This is a genomic window from Slackia equolifaciens, from assembly GCF_003725995.1.
Taxonomy (GTDB): domain Bacteria; phylum Actinomycetota; class Coriobacteriia; order Coriobacteriales; family Eggerthellaceae; genus Slackia; species Slackia equolifaciens.
Map to the genome: position 1 here is coordinate 103,040 of NZ_QIBX01000002.1, position 21,921 is coordinate 124,960.

Sequence of the window (21,921 nt, forward strand, 5' to 3'; positions counted from 1 at the left end):
GGCCCCTAGCCTTTCTTCACCTTGGCGATAACGGATTTAGGAAGCATCTTTCTCGCCATCTTGGACACCGCGCGCCCAAAGCGGTACGACCCCGAATCCTTGATGGAGCGGTTGCGGTTGCGCAGCTCGATTACATTGTTGCTCGCCAGCATAAGCTCGCGCTGCACGAACTGCTGGTACCCCATAAGCGCCGCGCGCTGCAAATGCCGATACGCGCCCTGGTTGAGAAAGTACATGCCGCCCTGATGAGCCAGGCCGAAGCGTCCCTTAAGCGCCTCGAGCACGCGCTGGAACACCTCCTCGCCATCGGCAGTGCTGCAATAGAGGTGGACGTCACGGTCAAGCTGAGAGACCGCGCAGCATCGAAAAGCTCGGACGGCCTCCTCGTCGCCTATCGCCGAAACGTACGCCTCCAAAGCGTCGAGCATATCCATGCGCGCCGCAAACCGCTCTCCTGCGTCTTTGCGGCCGCGTTCCTGCAGGTGAAGTCGCTCGTCGTCGATGCGCGCCTTGCGCTGGACGAGCACCGCATCGGCCCCGCGCAGCGCTTTGAGGCTGAAAAGCAGGCCCTCTTCGGTCTCGCGGGCATCAAAGCGAATGCCTTGCTCATCCAGAAACGCCTTACGGAAAAGCTTAGAGGACGCGCCCAGCACCCCGCCGTCGGCAAGCATGAGGGCGCATAGATTGCCCTCTGAATTCATGGCGGCGCAGCGAGACCCCTTGGGCAGAAAATCCCCTATGAAACGAGGCGATTTGGCGAACACCGAGCACGACGCGTCGGGATGCTCATCCAGCGCAAGCACGATACTGGCGAGGAATCCCTCCGGCATCTCCATGCCGGGAAGCAAAACATAGACGAACTCTCCGCGCGCCGCGTCGATCCCCGCATTGCAGCCCTGGGCGATGCCGCCGGAATCGCACGGCACCACGCGGAATCGCCCATCGCTACTCGCCGCGTCGCACGCCACGGCATACGATCGATCGGTCGAGGCACAGTCGACGCACACCACCTCAAAGCTTTCCAGGTCCTGCGCCATCACGCTCTTGAACGTATCCCACAAAAGCGGGCGAGCGTCTTTCATGGGCACGATGATGCTCACCGAAGGGTGCTCGACCGGCTCGTGCTCGGGCACGCGCGATCGCGTAATGCCCATGACATCCTCGTAGTAGGCGAGCCGCTCCCTCTGAATGCCACGTTTTGCGGAATACAGCACGTCCTGATCGATCGCGGCGAATTCCTCGCGGATGCGCCCCATGATCTCGGGATCGGATTCCGGGAACCCGAACTCGCCTATGACGGAGTTCACGTAGCTGAACACACGGTTGTAGAGGCAGATGAGCACGTGCGGATCGCGCTCATCCAAGCGGTCGAACAGCGTGCGGATGTCGCGCAGGCGATCGAACGGCAGATGGAAATCCTTGAGGTTGCTGGATGAGTCGGGGTTGGTCTGGCGATAGTAGTAATACGCCGCGGGCACCCATACGATCGAGCGCGCCTGAAGCAGCGTCTCGAAGAAGAAGGGGTTGTCGGCCCAGCCCGCGCCCTTCGGCTCGATCATGCGGATGCCGCGCTCCTCCAGAAACGCGCGGCGGTAGATGGCCGACCAGATGGAGGGGTGGTGGTAGAGCACCTCCCAATGCGTGTGCGCCGTGAACCGAAATTGCTCGGCGGGCATGCAGTTCATCAGATTGGGCGCTTCGATGTGGGGCGGTTCGCCCTCCACGTCATAGTAGTTCCAGTAGGCCGATTTCACCACGTCGGCCGCGGTGCCATCGGCAAGACATGCGGCCGCCATGAGGTCCTCGTACATGTGGGCATCGATGAAATCGTCGGGCTCGACCACGGCCACGTACTCGCCGCGCGCCTCGCACAGGCCGCGGTTGACCGAGTGGCCGTAGCCGCCGTTGGGCTTGTCCACCACGCGCACGCGGGGGTCGCGAGCCTCGTACTCGCGCATGATGGAGAGCGAGGAGTCGGTCGAGCCGTCGTTCACGCACACGACCTCGATGCCGCGAAGCGTCTGCGCGAGCACGCTCTCCAGGCACTCGCGCAGGTAGCGCTCCGTATTGTAGATGGGAATGATGACGCTTAAGGAGGGTGTGTCGCCCACGGGTCCCGCCTTCCAGATCGTAATGTGCCAACGCCGCGGCGCGACAGACCCAGAAGACGCCTCCGGTCCAAGCGCCACGAGACGGACTCGTCCAAAGCCCGCAGCGCTTAACTTTAATGTAAAGAGGTATGCCCCGCGTCCCGTCCTGGTTGAATTGACCCGCATTTGACGCGGATGCGACGTGGGTTTTGCATAACGCCCTGATTGACTTTCCGCAATCATCCACTACAATGAAACATCCTCGAACGAAGGTTCGAGGGCACATTGAGAATGCGATATCGGTGGATGCTTTCTTCGGCACAACGCCATCGCAGGCGCCTTTCGGGGGCGACTGGTTTCGACATGGTACGTTTGATCTGAGGAGCAGGCCGTGGTCTCCTCGCCACGATAAACAGGGGTACCGTCAAGTTAATTGGCAAGAACAACACTCAGAGCGCTCCGGCGCTCGCCATGGCTGCTTAATTTAGCTGGCCCGTCAAACCCGGATTGTCTCCGCTCCGGGGGCGACGTCATTTCAGGGGGCTGCATCGAAGCACGTAGCCTGTATGGCTTCGATTAAGACCGAACGGGCTAGGGCGCTCAACGCGTGTCCGTGAGCCGCGAACGTCCGAAACCTGACCACGGAATAAGCTTGTAGAGCCTGAGGGAGAATGTAGTATGGACCGGAGTTCGATTCTCCGCGCCTCCACCATAACGCTCAAGCGCCCGACTTGCGACGTTATCGCAGGTCGGGCGCTTTTTTCATGCATTGCAGCAGACTGCTATTTCGTCAGGTTCTTTAAATCGAACCCGCCCAGAATGTCATCCATGGCCTCTTTGAGCTCTTTTGCGGCCATGGCGCCCTCGCGGGCGAGCTCCACGCTGCCCTTTGCGGCTTTTTTCACATCTCCCTGCGTAATGCCCTTGAACAGCACCTTGTCATCGGGGTCCTCTTCGCCCTCCTCTTCGGCAGGGCACCAGTCGTAGTGCTCGCACGTTTCGCACTCGCCGTCGCAGCCGGCCTCATAGTATGCCTCTGCTGCCTCCTTAGCGGCACGCTCCTCTTCGGTCAGCTCGCGCTCGGGTTCGGGCTCCTCCTCGGGCTCTGCCGCCTCGGCGGCATCCTCCTCAACCGCTTCTTCGACCTGAGGCTCCTCCGCCCCGTCGGACTCTTCGTCCACGAAATCATCAGGGCACCAGTCGTAGTACTCGCACGTCTCGCACTCGCCGTCGCAGGAGGTCTTGTAGTATTCCTCCCACTTCGCGCGCATCACGGCATCGTACTTCTCCTTGAGCGCCTCGTATTCTGCATCGGTGTGCTGAGGCGCGTCCTGCGCCGCATTCTTTGCCTCGGATGACTGGGCCTTGTCCGAATCATCCTGCGGCAGAATCACCTGCTTGGCCACGTTTTTCGCCACGCGACCGACCTTGCGGCTCGTCCTTCTAAACAGACCCATCTGCGACCTGCGCCCCCTTTTCCTATGATGCTACCGCGAATCGGCGAACCGCCCACGATGGCGCGAGCGTCCGCGACCGCATTGCTACCTATACCGTTCTTTCATAGCGCGCTCGATCTCGCGCTTGGCATCGCGTTTTGCCATATCCGCACGCTTGTCGTAGAGCTTCTTACCGCGCGCGATGGCAAGCTCCATCTTCACCAGGCCGTTTGCGGCAAAGTAGATGTTGAGAGGCACCAGGGCCATGCCCTTCTCGCGCGTCTTCTCCTCCATATAACGAATCTGCTTGCGATGTAGCAGCAGCTTGCGTTTCCGATCGGGATCGGGATTGGCCAGATTGCCGTGAGAATACGGCGGAATATGAAGACCGTGGAGCCATACTTCGCCATGGCGCACGAGCGCAAAGCAATCGGTGAGCTGGCAGTTGTTCTCGCGCAACGAGCACACTTCGGTGCCCGACAGCACAATGCCGGCTTCGAACGTCTCGAGTATCTCGTACTCATGAGTCGCCTTGCGGTTCTTCGCTATCTGTTTTTTCTCTTTCGCCACGAAAAAGCGTCACCTTTCCCGAATCGTGCATCGCGCCGCCGCGGACCCTTGTCCGCCTTATGCAGCATCGGACATTATACAAGTTCCTCGAGGATGCGCCAGCGAGCCGCAATGCGCCGCCCACAATCATCGCAGCAACAGCGGCGCACTATCTCTTCAGCTTGAGCCCGATGCCCCGTCCCGCGCTCACAAGAATGAAATCTGCGCGACGTTCCAGCGGGCGCACGTCTTTGATGCGCACGCGCACGCGCATGCCGAGCCTGATCACACCGCCCGAATCCGAGCCCGTGAGCGTGCGGCGCTGGGCGTCGAGCATCCAGTACTCCCCTGCCGCGCGCAGCGCGACGAATCCCTCGGTAGTATCGGCCAGGCGCACGAAGAACCCGGCAGAAACCACGCCCGAAACGATTCCGTCGGCCTCCTCGCCCACATGCTGTTCGAGCAGCTCGTAGAGCTTGAGCTCCTGGCTTTCGCGCGCTGCAGCTTCGGCGGTTCGCTCGGCCTCGGAGGAATGCTGGGCGATCTGGTTCATCGCCGCTTCAATGGCAGAGGTTTCCTCGGAGCGACCGAAGAGCGCGCACTTCAGCATCCGATGCACCATAAGATCGGGATAGCGCCTGATGGGGCTCGTAAAATGCGTGTAGGCCTCGCTCGCAAGCCCGAAATGGGGGCCGTAGGCGTCACGATACACCGCTCGGCGCATCGCCCGCACGATGAGCGACGAGACCAGATATTCCTCGCGCCTACCCTGCGCCGCCGCAAGCACCTCCTGAATCGCGAACGGATCGCCCGAGCAGAAGCGTGTCATCGAAACGCGCTTATCATAGCCGAACTCTTGCAAGATAGGCTTCAGGTCTACCAAGTCCGTTGAGCTGGGCGCATCGTGCACGCGATAGATGGAAGAAACCTTGGCATCGCGAAGATAGCGCGCCACCGCTTCGTTGGCGGCGATCATGGCCTCCTCCACAAGCGACGTCGCATCCGTTTTCACCCGCACGTCCACCGACACCGGTCGCCCCTGCGCGTCAAGGCGCACTTTTGCCTCTTCGCTTTCGAAATCCATGCCGCCGCGCGCGATGCGAGCCGCATGGAGCTTATGCGCGATTTCATCGAGATGCACGAGGCGCTCAAGAACCGCCTCGCTTGCAGGTCCAGCGGCCTCTTTGATGCAGGCAAGGGCCGCATCATGCTCCCCTTCGCGCTGAGCCTCAAGCGCGTGTTGCACCCATCCGTACGCGAGACGTGCGCGCGACCGGATGACCGAAGGAGAGGCGTCCATGTCTACCACACGCCCCTGTGCGTCGAGAAAGAGGTCGACGCTCACGGCGCGACGCTCCTCGTGCGGCTTAAGCGAGCATACATCGTTGGAAAGCTTCTCGGGCAGCATGGGAAGCACGCGGTCCACCAGATAGACGCTCGTGGCGCGACGGCGCGCGTTCAGATCAACCGAAGCGCCCCACGGCACGTAATGCGACACGTCGGCGATATGCACGCCCAGGCGCCACAGGGCATCGCCCCGCGCCACCAGTTTCGCGCCGTCAGCAAGGCTCCCTGCGAACACGCGGCCAAAACCGTTATGTTCCGTCGCCTCCGCTGAACAACGCCGCCTTTTAGGATCCTCCCCCGCGAGGGATTCTTGAGCGCCGCAGGCAGAAGCTGCGTCGTCCGAAGAAGCGTGGGTCGTCGTAGAGCCAGCTAAAGCAGCGCCCGGCAAGATGACGCAATCCAAAGACAGCGCATCGTCGAAGTCCTTCGCGTCATCTGGGTCGACCGTGAACACCACGCGGTCGGAATAATCCCGATAGCGGCCGCTGACAAGTGCGCCCTGCGCGTCAACCCGAGCGTCGCTCACCTCCTCGAGGGCGGCATCGGGGAAACGCGTCTCGAGCTTGTGCCGTGCGATGACCAGCTCCACGTCCACGCCCGAATCGCCCGAGTGCCCCAGCACCTCCTCGACCACGCCTTGAGCCGGCTCTCGGCGCGAAGGGTACACGGTCATACGCACGCGCACGATATCCCCGTCCTGCACATGGGGTGCGTCGCGACGCAGTGTGAAGATGTCGTGCTTGATGCGAGGGTCTTCGGGTACCACCACACCGAAAGGCTCGGCAACCTCGTATCGCCCCACCACGGTCTCATGAGCCCTAGCGAGCACGCGCACCACCCGCGCCGGGGGCCGACCGCCCGAAACCGCGAATGCGCGTCCGCCTTCGTGACCATGAGGGAGATGGCTCACCTCCACCAGATCGCCGTCAAACGCATCGGCGGTCTTGGAGGCGGGGATGAAGAACTCGCCCTCGGACGTTTGAACAAACCCGTAGCCGGCGCCAGTGAGCTCCAACACGCCGCGCGGATGCGCCTTGGGCGTGCGACGAGCCTTTGACTTTCGGGTGCGGGAATGAGGCATGTATCCTCCTCTAAAAACGAAACGCGCGCCTTGTGCGGCGCGCGTGCTTACGATTGCTGGATCAGCGAGGCGGCCGTATCAACCGCAAGGTCGAGCTGCTCATCGGCATCGTTCCCCTCGCGCTGCGAGACCGTGATGGAGGGCGTGACCCCCACCTGGTCGATGGAGTAGCCATCTGGGCTTTTGTAGCGCGCAGCGGTATAACGCAGCGCTCCGCCGAACGAAAGCGCCTTAGTCACCTGCACGGAACCCTTCCCCATCGTGGTGGTTCCCACGATGGTGGCTCGCTCGGTGTCGCGCAAGGCGGCAGCCAAGACCTCCGCCGCACCGGCCGTGTTCTCGTTCACGATAACCACAAGCGGGGCGTCGGTTGCAACCTCGCCCGACACCTGCTTGGTGGTGCTCGCGTCCACCGTGACGATCTCCACCACCACGCCGCTGCGTATGAAGAGAGACGCCACGTCCACCGCCTTGGTCAAATAGCCGCCCGGGTTGTCGCGCAAATCCAGCACGAAAGACTGGGCGCCCTGCCCCCTCAGCTGCTCGATCGCCTGTCGCACAAGCGTATCGGAATTCTGCGTGAACTGGGAGAGCTTGATGTATCCCACCGATTCTTCGAGCAGATCGATGCTCACGTTGGGCTCTTCGTAGTCGGCGCACTCGAGCGACGTGGAGAACTCGCTGCCCGCGGATGGGTCGTCATTCTCGGGGCGCATCCATGTGATGACCACGGTCGAACCCGCCTGGCGCTGCACGGCGTTGATCGCCTCGGTGGCGGACCACTCCTGAGAGCGGTCGCCGTCGATGGCCACCACGAAATCGCCCGGCTCAACCCCCGCCTCTGCGGCGGAAGAGCCCTCAAACACGTCGAGCGCATAGGCGCGACCGTCCGATTCGGCGAACAGAACCCCAACGCCCGGATACTCCTCCGTGGTCGACTGCACGTAGGACGAATAGCGCGCGTCGCTGTAGTAGCGCGTGAATGGATCGTTCGTGCTTTCGAGGAAGGCCTCCACCGAAGCCGACGTGGAAGCGTCCAAATCGTAGGAGTCGAGGCTTTCGCTCTGCAGAATGCTCTCGACCTCGGCGATGCGGGACGCAAGCCCATCGGATGAAGCCGACGAGGCGTCTGCCGCGGCGGAGTCGGATGACGACACCACGCCCAGACGCTGCATCAGGCCGTCGTCGTTGCGCACGAGGAATCCAGCGCAGAAAAGCAGGCACGCGCCAATGACGAGGGTGAGCGCCTTGACCACCCTCGCATTGTGCGCGCCTGGCTTCTTTTGATTTTTGGAACGCGGTCTCATGATGAAATGCGCATTACACCTTCAGGTAGCGGCGCATCGCGAAGAACGCGCCCACGGCGGCAATGAACAGGCCCGCAACGATGAGCGTCACGTAGATCTGCAGGTACACGGTGCCGGAAAGATCCACGGGCAGCCACATGAACGCATCGGAAACGCGAGAGAGCGCGAAGCGACGCAGGAGCTCAAGCGAGCCGATGGCCAAAAGCGAGCCGATAATCGCATGCAGCGCGGCCTCCATCAGGAAGGGCCCGCGGATGAACCCGTTGGACGCACCCACGAGGCGCATGATGGAAATCTCCTTGCGGCGAGCAAGAATCGCCAGACGGATGGTGTTGTTGATGAACACCAACGCCACGAAAATCAGCAGCGCGATAAGGGCCACGCCGATATAGCGCACGTAGTTGGTGACCTCGAACAAGCGCTCGACGCTCGAGGCGCCGTACTTCACGCTGTCAGTGGGGTCATCGGGGTTGTCACAGATGGACTGGAACGTGGAATCCTCAGCCAGACGCTGCGCCACCGATTCGACCATCTGCGGGTCAGAAAGCTCTATGTCGATGGAGGCCGGGAGCGGGTTCTGGCCGTCGAGCTGGGCCACGATCTCGCTGGAGCTCATGGACTGCTCGAAGTTCTCAAGCGCCTGATCCTTGGTGGTGAAGCCGACGCTTGCCACCTCGGACCACGACTGCACGGTGCTCATGACCGAATCGATCGTGGCCTGATCGGCGTCATCGGCCACGTAGGCGGTGATGGACACCTTCTGCTCGACCGATGCCATGACGTTGTTCACGATGCCGCCACCCACCAAGAAGATGCCGATGATGAGCAGAGAGAGAAAGATCGTGACGATAGAGCCCAGAGCCGTGCCCAGATTGCGGGAAAAGCCCGTGAGCGATTCTTTGAAGAAGTAGAACAGGCTAGACATCGAAGCCGTACACCCCCCTGTCTTGGTCGCGGGTCAGCTGGCCGTTGTCCAGCGCGATGACGCGACGACGCATGTTGTCCACCATCTCGCGGTCATGCGTGGCCACGAGCACCGTGGTGCCGGTGCGATTGATGCGCTCGAGCAGATCCATAATGCCGCGCGAGGTCTGGGGGTCGAGGTTGCCGGTGGGCTCGTCGCACACCAGAAGCGGCGGGCGATTCACGATGGCGCGGGCGATGGACACGCGCTGCTGCTCGCCGCCGGAGAGCTGGTCGGGGCGTTTGTCGAGCTTATCCTGCAGGCCCACCAGGCGCAACACCTCAGGCACCTGCGTCTTAATGACGTGACGGCTCTTGCCGATAACCTCAAGGGCAAACGCGACGTTCTCGAAAACGGTCTTGTTGGGAAGCAGCTTGAAGTCCTGGAACACGCATCCGATATTGCGGCGCAGATAGGGCACGCGCCAGTTGCGCATGGTGGTCAGATCCTCATCGGCGATATAGATCTTGCCGTCGGTGGGCTTGATCTCGCGAATGATCAGGCGGATGAATGTGGATTTGCCCGATCCGGAATGGCCCACCAAAAACACGAACTCGCCCGCGTAGATCTGCACCGAGATGTCGTGCAGCGAGGGACGGTTGGGCTGGGCGGGATACACCTTGGTCACGTGGTCGAACGTGATAACGGGGGCGCCCATGGGCTGCTGCTGCACGTCTTCCACGGAAAGCGTAGGCAGCGACGCCGAAAGATCAGGGAGTGTTCCCGTGGCATTAGCGGGACGGCCATGTGCGCCCTGCGGGCGGACGCCGCCTTGTGCGGGAACGGGAGGCATGGCCCCGGTGGCCTGCGATGCGGCCCGGGGAGCACCGGCGCGAGCCGGATGCGCAGGAGCAGCATCGCGAGCCGGCGCGGCATGACGCCCCATGGGAGCGGCACCCGTTGCCTGGCGAGCGCGGCGCTGCGCGTCGTTGGTGTTCGTCACAGAATGCTCCGTTCAAATCATGATTACTGGACTTAGCCTGGATATTGTAGCAAGACCGCCGCGAACAGGCGCGGCGGTCACAGAATGTTCATCGCATGCCGAAAATGCATGCATATAATGGGCCGAGCTTTCGCCGAAGCGCACGCCGAATGGCGCCGTCGCGCGAATGAGAAGGCCGTTTTAGCCCCTCTTGCGCTTAGTCACGCGAACCGCCGCATCGCAAATCCCAACCGCGTCGAGGTTGAATTCGCGCACGAGATCGTCCAGCTCGCCCGACGTGCCGAAGGTATCGCGCATGCCCACGCGCTCGAGCGGAGCAGGAAGCTGCTCGCCCAGAAGCTCCGCAACCGCGCCGCCCAGGCCGCCAATGATGGAATGCTCTTCGGCGGTAACGACGCAGCCGGTTTTGCGCACGGAGGCAAGGATGGTGTCGGCATCGAGCGGCTTGATGGAAAACGCATCGATGACCTCGGCGGAAATGCCCTCCGCCGCCAGGATGTCGGCGGCCTTGAGCGCGTAGTCGATCTCGATGCCGCAGGCGATGATGGTCACGTCAGAGCCTTCGCGCAGCACATGCGCCTTGCCCATCTCAAATTGCACGCCCTCATCGTACACGCACGGCACCGATGCGCGGCCCATGCGCACATACACCGGACCCGGGGTTTCCGCCGCGAGCTTGATTGCCGCTTTGGCGGCGGCGTAGTCGGCGGGAACCAGCACGCGCATGTTGGGAAGCACGCGCATGAGGGCGATATCCTCCACCATCTGATGGCTGCCGCCGTCGGGGCCCACGCTCACGCCCGCATGCGTGGGGGCGATTTTCACGTTGAGGTTCGCGTAGCACACGGTGTTGCGAATCTGGTCGTACACGCGCCCGGTGCCGAACACGGCGAACGATCCGGTGAACGCCACGTGCCCTGTAAGCGCCAGGCCTGCGGCCACGCCCACCATGTCCTGCTCCGCGATGCCCACGTTGAACAGGCGGTCGGGATAGGCGTCGCCCAGCTTTTTAGTGGTGGTGGAGCCGGAAAGGTCGGCCTCTACGGCCACCACGGGCATGCCGGCGTTCGCGAGCTCCACAAGCGTCTCGCCGTATGCGGCGCGCGTCGCTTTCTTTTCTGCCATAGGTGTTTCTCCTTCGTGGGGACGAGCATCCGCTCGCCCGTTAATGCCGCACGACCCCTGCGCGCGGCGGCGAAAACGTCAAACAAGAGCGGCCTTACGCGCCAAGCTCCTCAAGCGCCTGTTCGGTCTGCTCCGCATTAGGAGCCTTGCCGTGCCAGCCGGCCTGCCCCTCCATGAACGACACGCCCTTGCCCTTGGTGGTTTCGGCGATGATCACCTTGGGGGCGCCGTTGCGAGAGCCCTTTGCCGCCTTGAGCGTGGCGAGCACCGCCTCCATATCGTTGCCGTCGCAGGTGAACACGGCCCAGCCGAAAGCATCGAACTTCGTGATCAGGCTCTCGGGCGAGCACACGTCCTCGATGCTGCCATCAATCTGCAGATGGTTGTGGTCGACGATGGCCACCAGGTTATCCAGCCCGCGGTGCGCGGCGAACATGGCCGCCTCCCACACCTGGCCCTCCTGGCACTCGCCGTCGCCCAGCAGGGCGAACACGTTCGCGTCGGAGCCGTCGAGCTTCAGCCCGCATGCCATGCCGGACGCAATGGAGAGGCCCTGGCCCAGCGAACCGGTGGACGCCTCGACGCCGGGAAGCTTGCGGCAGTCAGGATGGCCCTGAAGACGGCTATGCAGCTTGCGCAGCGTGAGCGTTTCTTCAACCGGGAAATAGCCCGCCTCGGCCAGCGTCGCGTACAGCGCGGGCGCCGCATGGCCCTTGGACAGAATGAAGCGGTCACGCGCAGGATCCTGAGGGTTCGTGGGATCGTGCTTCAGCACGCCGCCGAAATACAGAGCGCACATGATGTCCGCCGCCGAAAGCGATCCGCCCGGATGTCCGCTTCCCGCCTCGGCCACCATCTTGACGATATCCACGCGGATGTCGTTGGCCTTGCCTTTGAGCTCTTCGAGGTTCAAGGGAGTGCCCTTTCTCTTCTTGTCTTCTCGCCTTATGTCGTACGCCATTTGAGGCGTCTAACATCTCAATCAAGCCGCATGCGGCTTATGCGACGAAGCCCCTGCCTCATCGCCAAAAGCCTTGGCTCCCGCCGGCGTCAGCCGGCCTCGGCAACGCGCCAGCGGTGGTACCCGATGACGAAATCCTCGATATCGCCGTCGAGCACCGCATCGACGTTGCCCGTTTCAATATTACTACGAAGGTCCTTCACCAGCTGGTAGGGATAGAGGACGTAATTGCGAATTTGGCTGCCAAAGCTATTGTCGCGCTTCTCGCCGCGCAAGGCATCCATCTCCTCCTCGCGCTTTTGGCATTCGAGCTCGTAGAGCTTGGCGCGCAGCACCCTAAACGCCGCCTCCTTGTTCTGGAGCTGGCTCTTCTCGTTTTGGCAGGTGACCACAATGCCGGTGGGAATATGCGTGAGGCGTACGGCGGAATCGGTGGTGTTCACGCATTGGCCGCCCGGACCGCTTGAGCGGTATACGTCCACGCGCACGTCGGCGGGATTGAGCTCCACTTCGATGTCATCGGACACCACGGGGAGCACCTCGACGCCTGCGAAGGTGGTCTGACGGCGCTTCTTATCATCGGTGGGAGAAATGCGCACCAGGCGATGCACGCCGCTTTCGCTGCGCAGCATGCCGTAGGCGTTTTTCCCCTCCACTTGGAACTGGGCCTTGTCGAGGCCTATGCCCTCGCCCGGCACCACATCGAGCACCTTGACCTTCCAACCGCGTTTCTCCGCATAGCGCGTGTACATGCGATAGAGCATCTCGGTCCAGTCCTGCGCCTCAAGGCCGCCCTGGCCGGGATTGATGGTCACAATGGCATCGTTGCCGTCCATCTCGCCCGAGAACCACGAATCGATCTCGAATTGGTCGAGCATCGCGGAAAGCGCCCGCAGCGCATCCTCTTTCTCGGCAAGAAACGCCTCGTCCTCGCTGGCCAAATCGGCCGCGGTGCGAGCGTCATCGAGCAAGCCGCACGCGCGGCGGTACGCCTCCAGCGTATCGCGCACGGCGCTCGCGACCTTCGACACCTCCTGGGCATGGGACGCATCGTCCCAGAAGCCCGGGCGCGCCGCCTCCTCGTCAAGCTCGGTGAGGCGCGCCTCTTTCTCCTCGATATGCAGATACGCCCTGGCGGCCTCCAACCGCTCCGCCGCAGCCGCTATGTCTTTATCCGAATCAGCCATTGTTCCTTCCGAAAATCAAAATACCTGGTCGTTGACCCGTCTCGCAGAGCCAAAGCAAAAGATCGAGAGACGGCCCAACGCCTCGCATCGCTCCGCCGCAGCCTCACGCGCGCCCCTTGGACGCGCCGAGCGCCGTGCAAGGTTCAGACGGGGCGCCCGGTTGCCAGGCGGCATCGCAGCGCCTCATCGAATGGCCTGCCAACCGGCAGGCCAACGAGCTACCTATCCTTGCCGTGGCATTTCTTGAACTTCAAGCCGCTTCCGCAGGGACAAGGATCGTTGCGCCCCACGTTGGCATAGGGATCGTCGCTCTCGTCCTTGCGATACGGCGTGCGCTGCGCGGGCTGCTGCGGCTGCGGGGCGCCCTGCGCCCTTTGCGCCTGGCCCTGCTGCGTCCGGCGCTGCGCCGCGGCCTGCGGGGCCATGCGCACGTTGAGCGCTGCCTCCGGCGAGGAGTAGCTCACCTTGCCGGAAAGCGGGGACGCCTCTTCCTCCTGCTGCACCGGCGCCGCCAGCTGCAGACGCAGAAGCGTGCGCAGGAAATCCTCGTACATCGATGCCGTCAGCTCGGCGAAGGCGGCGTGCGCCTCCTCCTTGTACTCGACAAGCGGGTCGCGCTGGCCGAAGGCGCGCAGCCCGATGCCCACCCTCAAGTAATCCATCGCCTGCAGGTGGTTCATCCAGCGCACATCGATGATGCGCAGCATCACCTGGGATTCGAGGGAGCGCATAGCGTCGGCGCCCAGCTGTTCCTCCTTCTCGCGGTACACGCCCAAAAGGTAGTCGGTCACCGCATCGGCGAGCAAGGCGGGGTCGTCATCGTGATCGACCTTCGCGGCATCGAAATCGTTTCGGCCGCACAGGTCCGCCACCCACAGGTTCACCGCGCGTATATCCCAATCGTCGCTCGCCGAGCGGTCGGGGCAGTTCTGGCTCACGACGCTTTCAACCTCGTCGCGCACGATGTCCTCGATGCGGGCGGAAAGATCCTTGCCGTCGAGGATTGCGTTGCGCTCGCCGTAGATGGCGTTACGCTGCAGATTCATCACGTCGTCGTATTCGAGCACGTTCTTACGGGCGGCAAAGTGCATGGCCTCCACTTGGCGCTGCGCGCCCTCGATGGCCTTGGACACCATGCCGGCCTGGATGGGCATGTCATCGGTGGCGCCGGTCTTTTCCATCATGCGGCCGATCGAGTCCATGCGGTCGCCGCCAAAGAGACGCATCAGGTCGTCTTCGAGCGACAGATAGAACTGCGTGAGGCCCGGGTCGCCCTGACGGCCGGCGCGGCCGCGCAGCTGGTTGTCGATACGGCGCGACTCGTGGCGCTCGGTGCCAATAACGGCCAGGCCGCCCGCGGCGAGCACCTTCTCATGCTCCTCGGCGCACACGCGCTTGGATTCCTCCAGCGCGCGCTCGCGGTCCTCGGCGCTTGGCGCGGGAAGCGTGTTCTCGGCGCCCTCTTCGGGCTCCTCCCCCGGCATGAGATCGGGATTGAACCCGCGCTCGCGCAGCACGTCCTCCATCAGCACCTCGGGGTTGCCGCCGAGCAGAATGTCGGTGCCGCGGCCTGCCATGTTCGTGGCGATGGTAACGGCGCCCAGGCGTCCTGCCTGAGCAACGATATGCGCCTCGCGCTCATGGTTTTTCGCGTTCAGGGTTTCGTGGGGAATGCCGCGTTTGTCGAGCAGGCGAGAGAGCTTCTCGGAGCTCTCGATGGAAACCGTGCCCACCAGGCACGGCTGGCCCGCAGCATGGCGTTCCTCAACATCGTCGGCAACGGCGCGGAACTTCGCTTCGATGGTGCGGTATACCAGGTCGTTCTCGTCCTTGCGAATGACGGGCTTGTTGGACGGGATGGCCACTACCGGCATATTGTAGATTTGGCGGAACTCGGCGTCCTCGGTCATGGCCGTGCCGGTCATGCCGGAAAGCTTCTCGTAGAGGCGGAAGTAGTTTTGCAGCGTGATGGTGGCGAGCGTCTGGTTCTCCTCGCGAATGCGCACGCCTTCCTTGGCCTCGATAGCCTGGTGGAGGCCCTCGGAATAGCGGCGGCCCTCCATGATGCGGCCTGTGTTTTCGTCGACGATCTTGATCTCGCCGTTGATCTTCACGTAATCAACGTCGCGCTTGAACAGGAAGTGAGCACGCAGGGCCTGCTGCAGGTGGTTTGCCATCTGGCCCGACGGATCGGCGTAAATGTCGTCGATGCCAAGACGCGCCTCGATCTTGGCCAGGCCCGATTCGGTGGCCACGATGGTGCGCTTCGCCTCGTCCATCTCGTAATCCTCGTCGCGCACCAGCCCGAACATCGCCTGGGCGAACTTGCGATAGGTGTCGGACGCCTTTACGCCCGCGCCCGATATGATGAGCGGCGTGCGCGCCTCGTCGATCAGAATGGAGTCAACCTCGTCGACGATGGCAAAGAAATGACCGCGCTGCACGCGTTGGCTTGCGCGCGTGACCATGTTGTCGCGCAGGTAGTCGAAGCCGAATTCGGCGTTCGTGCCGTAGGTCACGTCGGCGGCATAGGCGGGAATGCGGCTGGCGGGGCGCATGCCGTTTTGGACAAGGCCCACGTTCATGCCCATGAAGCGATAGATCCTGCCCATCCACTCGCTGTCGCGACGCGCCAGGTAATCGTTCACCGTGACGATATGAACGCCCTTGCCCGCCAGCGCATTGAGGTAGCCCGCCAGCGTGGACACGAGCGTCTTGCCTTCGCCGGTCTTCATCTCGGCAATCTGGCCATCGTTGAGCGCCATGGCGCCGATAAGCTGAACATCGAAGTGGCGCATGCCGGTGGAGCGCACGCTCGCCTCACGCACGGCGGCGAACGCCTCCGGCAGAATCGATTCGAGCGACCCCCCGTTGGCGACGCGCTCCTTGAACGCCGGCGTCAGCGCGCGAAGCTCATCATCGGAGAGCTCCTGCACGGACGGCTCGAGCGCGTTAATCTTGTCCACCATGGCGCGATAGCCTTTGAGTTGCTTGCCTTCGCCCATAGTGAGAAGTTTCGAAAGAAATCCCATGATGCCCTTTCGTCTCGCGCCTTTGCCGAGCTCGTCGTCGGATGGGGCGGAGCAGGTCTTCAGTGGTGGTAATGTAAAAATGCGAGCGTTGGCTACTTTATCACATGCCGCCTGCGTATTGCCTCGTTGTGGCGCCTCCTCCCCAAAGTCTCAACGCGGGAAAAAGCACCCTCCCTCACCCGTTTGCAACCCCCTCCCGCCCCCTTCTGCGCTCTATCCAACTCCTCTTGCGCCCACCTATTCCACGGCGATCACTCGCTCTCCGCGCACACCAACAGCTCGTCGTAGAGGCGAACGATGCGCTCCGACGGGCTCATGCCCAGCTCGTCGCCCATAAACCGCAGGCATGCAAAATAGGTCTCCATCGCAGAGGTGCGCCTGCCTGCCATCATCTGCGCGCGCATGAGCGCGTAGTACACGTCCTCGCGACCGCGGTCGAGTTCGAGCGCCGCGTTGGCAAACCAAAGCGCCGTCTGCGGCTCGCGCGCGTCGCACAGCCGCCCGGCCGCCGTGGCGCATGCGTCCACCGTGCGCGATCTGAACCGCTCCCGCATCCCCACGATGTAGAGGTTGTCGGTCTCGGAGGGCAGAAGGTCGCAGAAAAACCCTGCCGAGAGCCGCTCGAACACCCCCATCCATGCACGTGCATCGGGCGGGTCGAACATGAGGCGGCGGTATAGGTCCTCGAACTCCTCGATATCGCTGTGCACGAAGCGGGAATCCACCATGCAGCTCGTTTGATGGCGAACGAGATACGGGCACAGCCCCTCCTCGTCAGACAGGGCCTTGCGCAGCACGCTCCATACCGAATAGAAGTTGGATACCCCGCGCTCGCTGCGCGACGAGGGCCACAGAATGTCCACCAGGTCGCGGCGCGGCACCTCGCGCCCGCGATGGAGCACCAAAACCGCCAAAAGCGTTTTGGCTTTCTGTTTTCTGAAAGAGCCCGGATCGACCATGCGGCCTCCCACGCGCACCTCCATGCCGCCGAACAGCCGCACGCGCATCTCGGGCACACGGCGGCGCAGCTCCTCATCGTCGACGGCGCGGTGCCGAGGGATGGCCATGGCCATATCGCGTCGCATGCGCGTCGCCCATTCTGCGCGCTGGGTGGAAAGCCCCACCACGCGCTCGTCGGCAGAGATGCGCCACGCCTCATCGCCCACCGTATAGCCCGATGCGGTGGCAATCTCGCTTGCCACCACCGCCTCGAGCACGGTCGCCTGGCGCCCTCCGCCGCGCACGACCTCCAGCGCCAGACGCACGACTGCATCGCGCTGCGCACGCGACCAGGGCGCCCACTCCTTGCGCACGATCCGCCCGTTCGCATGCGCCAGAAGCACCGCTATGTGCGCCAAGGCGGCCTCTTCCCCCGCAAGTTCGCAGGCGATGGGCGTCAACACCGCGAGCGCCTTCAGGGGATCGTCGCGCAATGCCAGACGCGAGGCCGCGAGGCGTCGGAACGCCTCCGAATCGCCGCGCTCCTGCTCATCAGACGAGTCGCGACGAGCCGCGATTCGTTTAAGCGCCCGCAGCGCCCGCGCCCGTTGATCGTCGTTGCCGCACTCATCGCATAGCAGAGCGGCCTCGCATACGTTGCATGCCGACGAATCGGGATGAGCCATGGCCCGCGAGGCGAACCCTGCCGCCGCCTGCGCATCGCCCAAGATCCTAAGGCGCATCGCGGCATCCAGCAGCGCACGAGGGCTCAACCCCGCAGGACGTTTGCCCAGGCTTTCGAACAGGTCCTGAAGCGGCGCAAGCTGCCCCGCCGCCATGAATCCCGCATGCGAGCGTTCGATCCAGGAAATGCGGCGCTTGCGCGCGCAGAGCGCCTTCATCGTCTCGCACGCTCGTCGATACGCACCGCGCTCGACGAGCAGATCGGCCAGGCGCGCAGCCAGCGCATCGCGCCCCACATAGCCCGCACGCTCTACCGCCGAATCTATGGAATTCGCATAGGCGCGCGCGAGGCGCTCGACCGGAAGGCGCACGGCGTCGAACCCCTCCGCAACCAAATCGATTCCCAAATGCGGATAGTGGCGCGCCAGGAAGCGAAGCGTGTCGCGCTTGATGCCGCGCACCAGAGCGCCGAGGTCTTCGAACGAACCCTCTTGCAAAACGAGCATGACCAGCATCGCAAGCCGCATTTCTGCAGGCAGCTCCATCGTCCTGAGGCCGTCGACGAATGCGCCGCGATCATCGTCGTCGCCCCATGCCAGCGCGCACACGCGGTCAACTCGCCGCGTCATCGCGCCATCCGACGCGCCGCGAAGTGCTTCGAGCTCAGCGTCGTCCGCCAGGAAATCGTCTGCCTCGAGCAGCACGCGGTCGCCTTGGCGCTCGGAGTAGGAATCGAAGGGTGGCAGCATGCTCGCCGCCACCTCCCATCCCGCGGAAAGAAGCGCATCGACGCACGCGGAGAACGCATCGGCCCGCGCGTCATCGAGATAGGGAACGTCCTCGAACACGGCAAGCGATTGAGGGGAGCCCATCTGGACAAGCGTTTCCACGATGGCGGCGGCGTCCAGATCGCGCAGAAAGCAAGGGCTTTGGCAATCGATCCAATACACGTTGTGAAGGCCGAATATGGAATCGGCGTATTCGAGGAGAAGGGTCGATTTACCGTACCCCGTTGGAGCAACCAGAAAGCGCGCCACCTGGCGCTCGCCCATCATCTTCTTCATCAGGCGTGGCCTGTCGTAGCGTTTGCGCTGTCCGAGCAATTTGGGGCGGCAGCCGTTACAGGCCGAATTCATCAGAAAGTTCCTCATACCCCTTCCCTTCACATAGGGCAATGCCGCAAAGCAGGTGCGGCAAAACGGTCCAAGCGCGATTGTAGGGGCAAATGAGGCGGTGTCGTTCCTTCCTGAGCAACGCCATAAGGACGAAATCACACCATGGAAGCGGCCGAGGGCGCAGACTAACGCTGCAGACAACGCCGAACGGCAAAACCAATACCTTGCCCCAAAAGGGCTTTTGCGGCATAGAAATCGGGAAGGATCCGGCAAGCTTTCGGCAAGAACGGGGCAAGGTCGGAGGACCCGCCCAAAGCGCCACGCCCCAGTCGTCAAGCATCAGCGCCTGAGCCCAATGCCAGAGCACGAAGCTGAGGCGTGCCCCGATGGGTCCATCCAATACGCATTGCACGCAGCGCCTGAGCCCGAACCGAGCCGCGCCCCACGTGGGTCCGCCCGATACGCATCGCATGCAGACGTGGAATCAAAATGGCATAACGTAAAAAAGCAGGCCACCGAAGTGACCTGCCTGAAGTTTTGGTAGCCTGGAGGGGATTCGAACCCCCGATCTTCGCCTTGAGAGGGCGATGTCCTAAACCGCTAGACGACCAGGCCATATGTTAATGTGCGCTTGCGAAAAATGGCTGGGGTGGAAGGAGTCGAACCCTCACAGACGGAACCAGAATCCGTTGTACTGACCATTATACTACACCCCAGTACACTCGCACCCTGCTGCGTCCCTCGCAAGCCCTGCGTGTTTCGCAATCCCAAGCGCGAGTGAGTATATTACGGATTCGTCCCTCTCCCGTCAAGCGTTTTTCCGAACTTTTTTGAAAAATTTTTTTCCAGGGCATCATTGCGCCTCAAGAGAGCCAATCTGTCTCACCCACAGGAACGCTTGCCACTTGGCGGGATTTCCATCTACGCCACCTCCCGCTCGGCCTTATCCACAGGGACGTTTGCGGCAGTCGCCGCCGACCGCCTGCCCGCCGCCGCGGCTGACCGTTTGCCAACCGCTGCAATCAGCCATCGCCAACCGCCATAGCTGACCGTCCGCCAACCGCCACCGCCACGGCCAACCCTCCACCGACCGCCACGGCTGACCGTACGCAAACCGCCACGGCCAGCCGCTGCAGCCAACCGTTCGCGAACCGCCATAGCCACGGTCCGTAAACCGTCATGGCCACCGTCCGCCTGCCGTCATGGCCAGCCGCCCCCGCACGGGCGTTTCGGCACCCGATCAAAGACACGAGGCATCGCGATCAATCATTCGGCTCCGACGGTTCGCCCTCCCCCCTTCGCAGGAAACGCCTCCCGTGGAAAATGCCGTGGATTCTCAAGTGGATTATGGTCCGATTTCTGCGCCCGTTTTCGCACCTTACCGCAAGAGCCCCTTGGCACCATCGGCATCCTGCAGGAAAAAATGAGCGATTTCCTTAGCAGAAAATCGCCCGTAAAGTTTTCTTTTTCTCAACGGTAAACGGCATGGCATTCACCGCAAACGGCACGCTTACCCATATCGAAACCGACGCTTATGCCTCAGACCCCCGCGTCTCGAGGGCACCTCGCAACGCCCATAGGTGGTCGAGAGGACCGCATCCTTGTCCCATATCGAGCCCAGCAGCCAGCGCGCCTGCCACATAGCGCTTAGCCCTCACAACCGCATCCTCCACGTCGCATCCCTCGGCAAGCCCGCAGGCAATCGCGCTCGAGAGCGTGCAGCCCGTGCCGTGGGTGTTCGAGGTTTCGATGCGCACACCCGAAATCCACATGCAGTTCCCCTCCGTGTAAAGAAGGTCATCGGCTCTCGTGGCGTCTACATCGTGCCCGCCTTTTACGAGCACCGCTCCTGGAGTCGTGGCGGAAATCGCCTGGGCGGCGCGCTCCATATCCGCCTTCGAGGAAATTGACACGCCGCTCAAAGCCTCCGCTTCGAGGATGTTAGGCGTGACCACACGCGCCAGCGGAAAAAGCTCCGACACGAGCACGTCCTTCACGCCCTCGCCCATGAGCGCCGAACCGCTCGTGGCAACCATCACCGGATCCACCACCACGTTCTTCGCACCATGGGAGCGAAGCCCGCTTGCGATGGCGCGCACAAGATCGCCCGACGACACCATGCCGATCTTGACCGCATCGGGGCGGATGTCGGCGAACACGGCATCCATCTGCGCCCGCACGAATTCGGGCGTCGATTCGAACACGCCCGCCACTCCCGTGGTGTTTTGGGCGGTAAGGGCCGTAACGGCGGTCTGAGCGAACAGCCCCAACGCCTCGATGGTCTTGATATCGGCCTGAATGCCAGCTCCGCCGGAGCTATCCGACCCGGCGATGGAGAGCACGCTTTTGAGGGCATAGGTCATGGTTCCTCCCGAAAAGCCCACGCTCATAGGCGTGGGACGAGCCGCAGGCCCACAACGCAGTCGCGTGGGCCTGCACACATCCGTTATCGTAAATCCAGCGAGCCCAATCGCTCGCGTAGCTTGCGAGCGGCTGCCTCCACATCGGACGCGGCGAACAAGGCAGACACCACTGCCGCACCCGCGGCGCCTGTTCCGTCAAGCACGTCTACGGTATCCACGTTAAGGCCGCCGATACCCACCACGGGAATATCCACCGCGGCGCAGATGGCGGCAAGCTCCTCGCGCGACACGTCTGCCGCATCGGGCTTGGTGGGCGTAGGGATAAGCGCCCCCACACCTAGGTAGTCGGCACCGGCGGCCTGGGCGGCGCGAGCTTGCTCCACCGTCTGCGCCGACACGCCCACGATTGCCCGGGCGCCCAACGCTCGGCGCGCATCGGCGCATGCCACATCGGACTGCCCCACGTGCACCCCATCGGCACCGGACCGCAGCGCCGCCTCCACATCGTCGTCGATGACGAACGGCACGCCCGCCGCACGGCACACGGGGATGATGGTATCGGCCAGGGCGACGAGCTCGTCGGTGGATGCATGCTTCTCGCGCAGCTGCACGAACGTGGCGCCGCCCGCTATGGCCTGCCGCACGCATTCGGCCAACGTGCGGCCGCGAAGCCATGCGCTATCCGTAACGGCATACAGCCTCATGCCGCTGCGGATGGCACGGGACGTCCACTCGCCGCGCGACAGAAGCTCGCGCGGCGCGCTCACGGTGCCGCCGAATCGCTCGTCGGCACTCATT

Annotated in this window: 14 protein-coding genes, 2 tRNA genes and 1 other RNA gene; 1 reads left to right on the top strand and 16 read right to left on the bottom strand. The window is 63.0% G+C overall.

Annotation, left to right across the window (positions count from 1 at the left end; genetic code table 11):
• Window positions 1–5: 5 nt before the first annotated feature.
• Complete coding sequence (locus DMP06_RS02295) at window positions 6–2,111, bottom strand: glycosyltransferase family 2 protein (RefSeq protein WP_161957798.1); 2,106 nt, start codon at window positions 2,109–2,111, stop codon at window positions 6–8.
• Between the two features lie 323 nt (window positions 2,112–2,434).
• Between DMP06_RS02295 and ssrA the strand changes: the two genes are divergently transcribed.
• Window positions 2,435–2,802, top strand: a transfer-messenger RNA (tmRNA) gene (ssrA, locus tag DMP06_RS02300).
• A gap of 70 nt (window positions 2,803–2,872) precedes the next feature.
• On the opposite strand, the gene DMP06_RS02305 is transcribed toward ssrA, so the two are convergent.
• From DMP06_RS02305 to thiE, 15 genes are all read right to left on the bottom strand, one after another.
• Window positions 2,873–3,508, bottom strand: coding sequence for a hypothetical protein (locus tag DMP06_RS02305; protein WP_245962332.1), 636 nt, complete (start codon window positions 3,506–3,508; stop codon window positions 2,873–2,875).
• Window positions 3,509–3,631: 123 nt separating this feature from the next.
• Complete coding sequence (smpB, locus tag DMP06_RS02310) at window positions 3,632–4,096, bottom strand: SsrA-binding protein SmpB (protein WP_123208137.1); 465 nt, start codon at window positions 4,094–4,096, stop codon at window positions 3,632–3,634.
• A 148-nt stretch (window positions 4,097–4,244) separates the two neighbouring features.
• A complete protein-coding gene (locus tag DMP06_RS02315) occupies window positions 4,245–6,503 on the bottom strand; it encodes a ribonuclease R family protein (RefSeq protein ID WP_123208138.1) in 2,259 nt (752 codons plus the stop codon).
• Window positions 6,504–6,550: 47 nt separating this feature from the next.
• Window positions 6,551–7,759, bottom strand: a complete 1,209-nt coding sequence (locus DMP06_RS02320) for a S41 family peptidase (protein ID WP_245962333.1) — start codon at window positions 7,757–7,759, stop codon at window positions 6,551–6,553.
• A 64-nt stretch (window positions 7,760–7,823) separates the two neighbouring features.
• Complete coding sequence (gene ftsX, locus DMP06_RS02325) at window positions 7,824–8,735, bottom strand: permease-like cell division protein FtsX (protein WP_123208140.1); 912 nt, start codon at window positions 8,733–8,735, stop codon at window positions 7,824–7,826.
• A complete protein-coding gene (gene ftsE / locus DMP06_RS02330) occupies window positions 8,728–9,717 on the bottom strand; it encodes a cell division ATP-binding protein FtsE (RefSeq protein WP_123208141.1) in 990 nt (329 codons plus the stop codon). The genes ftsX and ftsE overlap by 8 nt, the downstream gene beginning before the upstream one ends.
• 180 nt (window positions 9,718–9,897) lie before the next feature.
• Window positions 9,898–10,842: a transketolase family protein gene (locus DMP06_RS02335; RefSeq protein ID WP_123208142.1), complete on the bottom strand. Its 945-nt coding sequence runs from the start codon at window positions 10,840–10,842 to the stop codon at window positions 9,898–9,900.
• 94 nt (window positions 10,843–10,936) lie between these two features.
• Complete coding sequence (locus DMP06_RS02340) at window positions 10,937–11,755, bottom strand: transketolase (protein ID WP_245962334.1); 819 nt, start codon at window positions 11,753–11,755, stop codon at window positions 10,937–10,939.
• A gap of 137 nt (window positions 11,756–11,892) precedes the next feature.
• A complete protein-coding gene (gene prfB, locus DMP06_RS02345) occupies window positions 11,893–12,990 on the bottom strand; it encodes a peptide chain release factor 2 (protein ID WP_123208144.1) in 1,098 nt (365 codons plus the stop codon).
• 218 nt (window positions 12,991–13,208) lie between these two features.
• Complete coding sequence (gene secA / locus DMP06_RS02350) at window positions 13,209–16,022, bottom strand: preprotein translocase subunit SecA (protein ID WP_181443010.1); 2,814 nt, start codon at window positions 16,020–16,022, stop codon at window positions 13,209–13,211.
• A gap of 251 nt (window positions 16,023–16,273) precedes the next feature.
• Window positions 16,274–18,796: an AfsR/SARP family transcriptional regulator gene (locus DMP06_RS02355; protein ID WP_123208146.1), complete on the bottom strand. Its 2,523-nt coding sequence runs from the start codon at window positions 18,794–18,796 to the stop codon at window positions 16,274–16,276.
• 502 nt (window positions 18,797–19,298) lie between these two features.
• A tRNA-Glu gene (locus DMP06_RS02360) sits at window positions 19,299–19,375 on the bottom strand.
• 26 nt (window positions 19,376–19,401) lie between these two features.
• Window positions 19,402–19,476, bottom strand: a tRNA-Gln gene (locus tag DMP06_RS02365).
• 816 nt (window positions 19,477–20,292) lie between these two features.
• Complete coding sequence (gene thiD / locus DMP06_RS02370) at window positions 20,293–21,123, bottom strand: bifunctional hydroxymethylpyrimidine kinase/phosphomethylpyrimidine kinase (protein WP_123208147.1); 831 nt, start codon at window positions 21,121–21,123, stop codon at window positions 20,293–20,295.
• Window positions 21,124–21,206: 83 nt separating this feature from the next.
• A complete protein-coding gene (thiE, locus tag DMP06_RS02375) occupies window positions 21,207–21,920 on the bottom strand; it encodes a thiamine phosphate synthase (protein ID WP_245962335.1) in 714 nt (237 codons plus the stop codon).
• Window position 21,921: the final 1 nt, after the last annotated feature.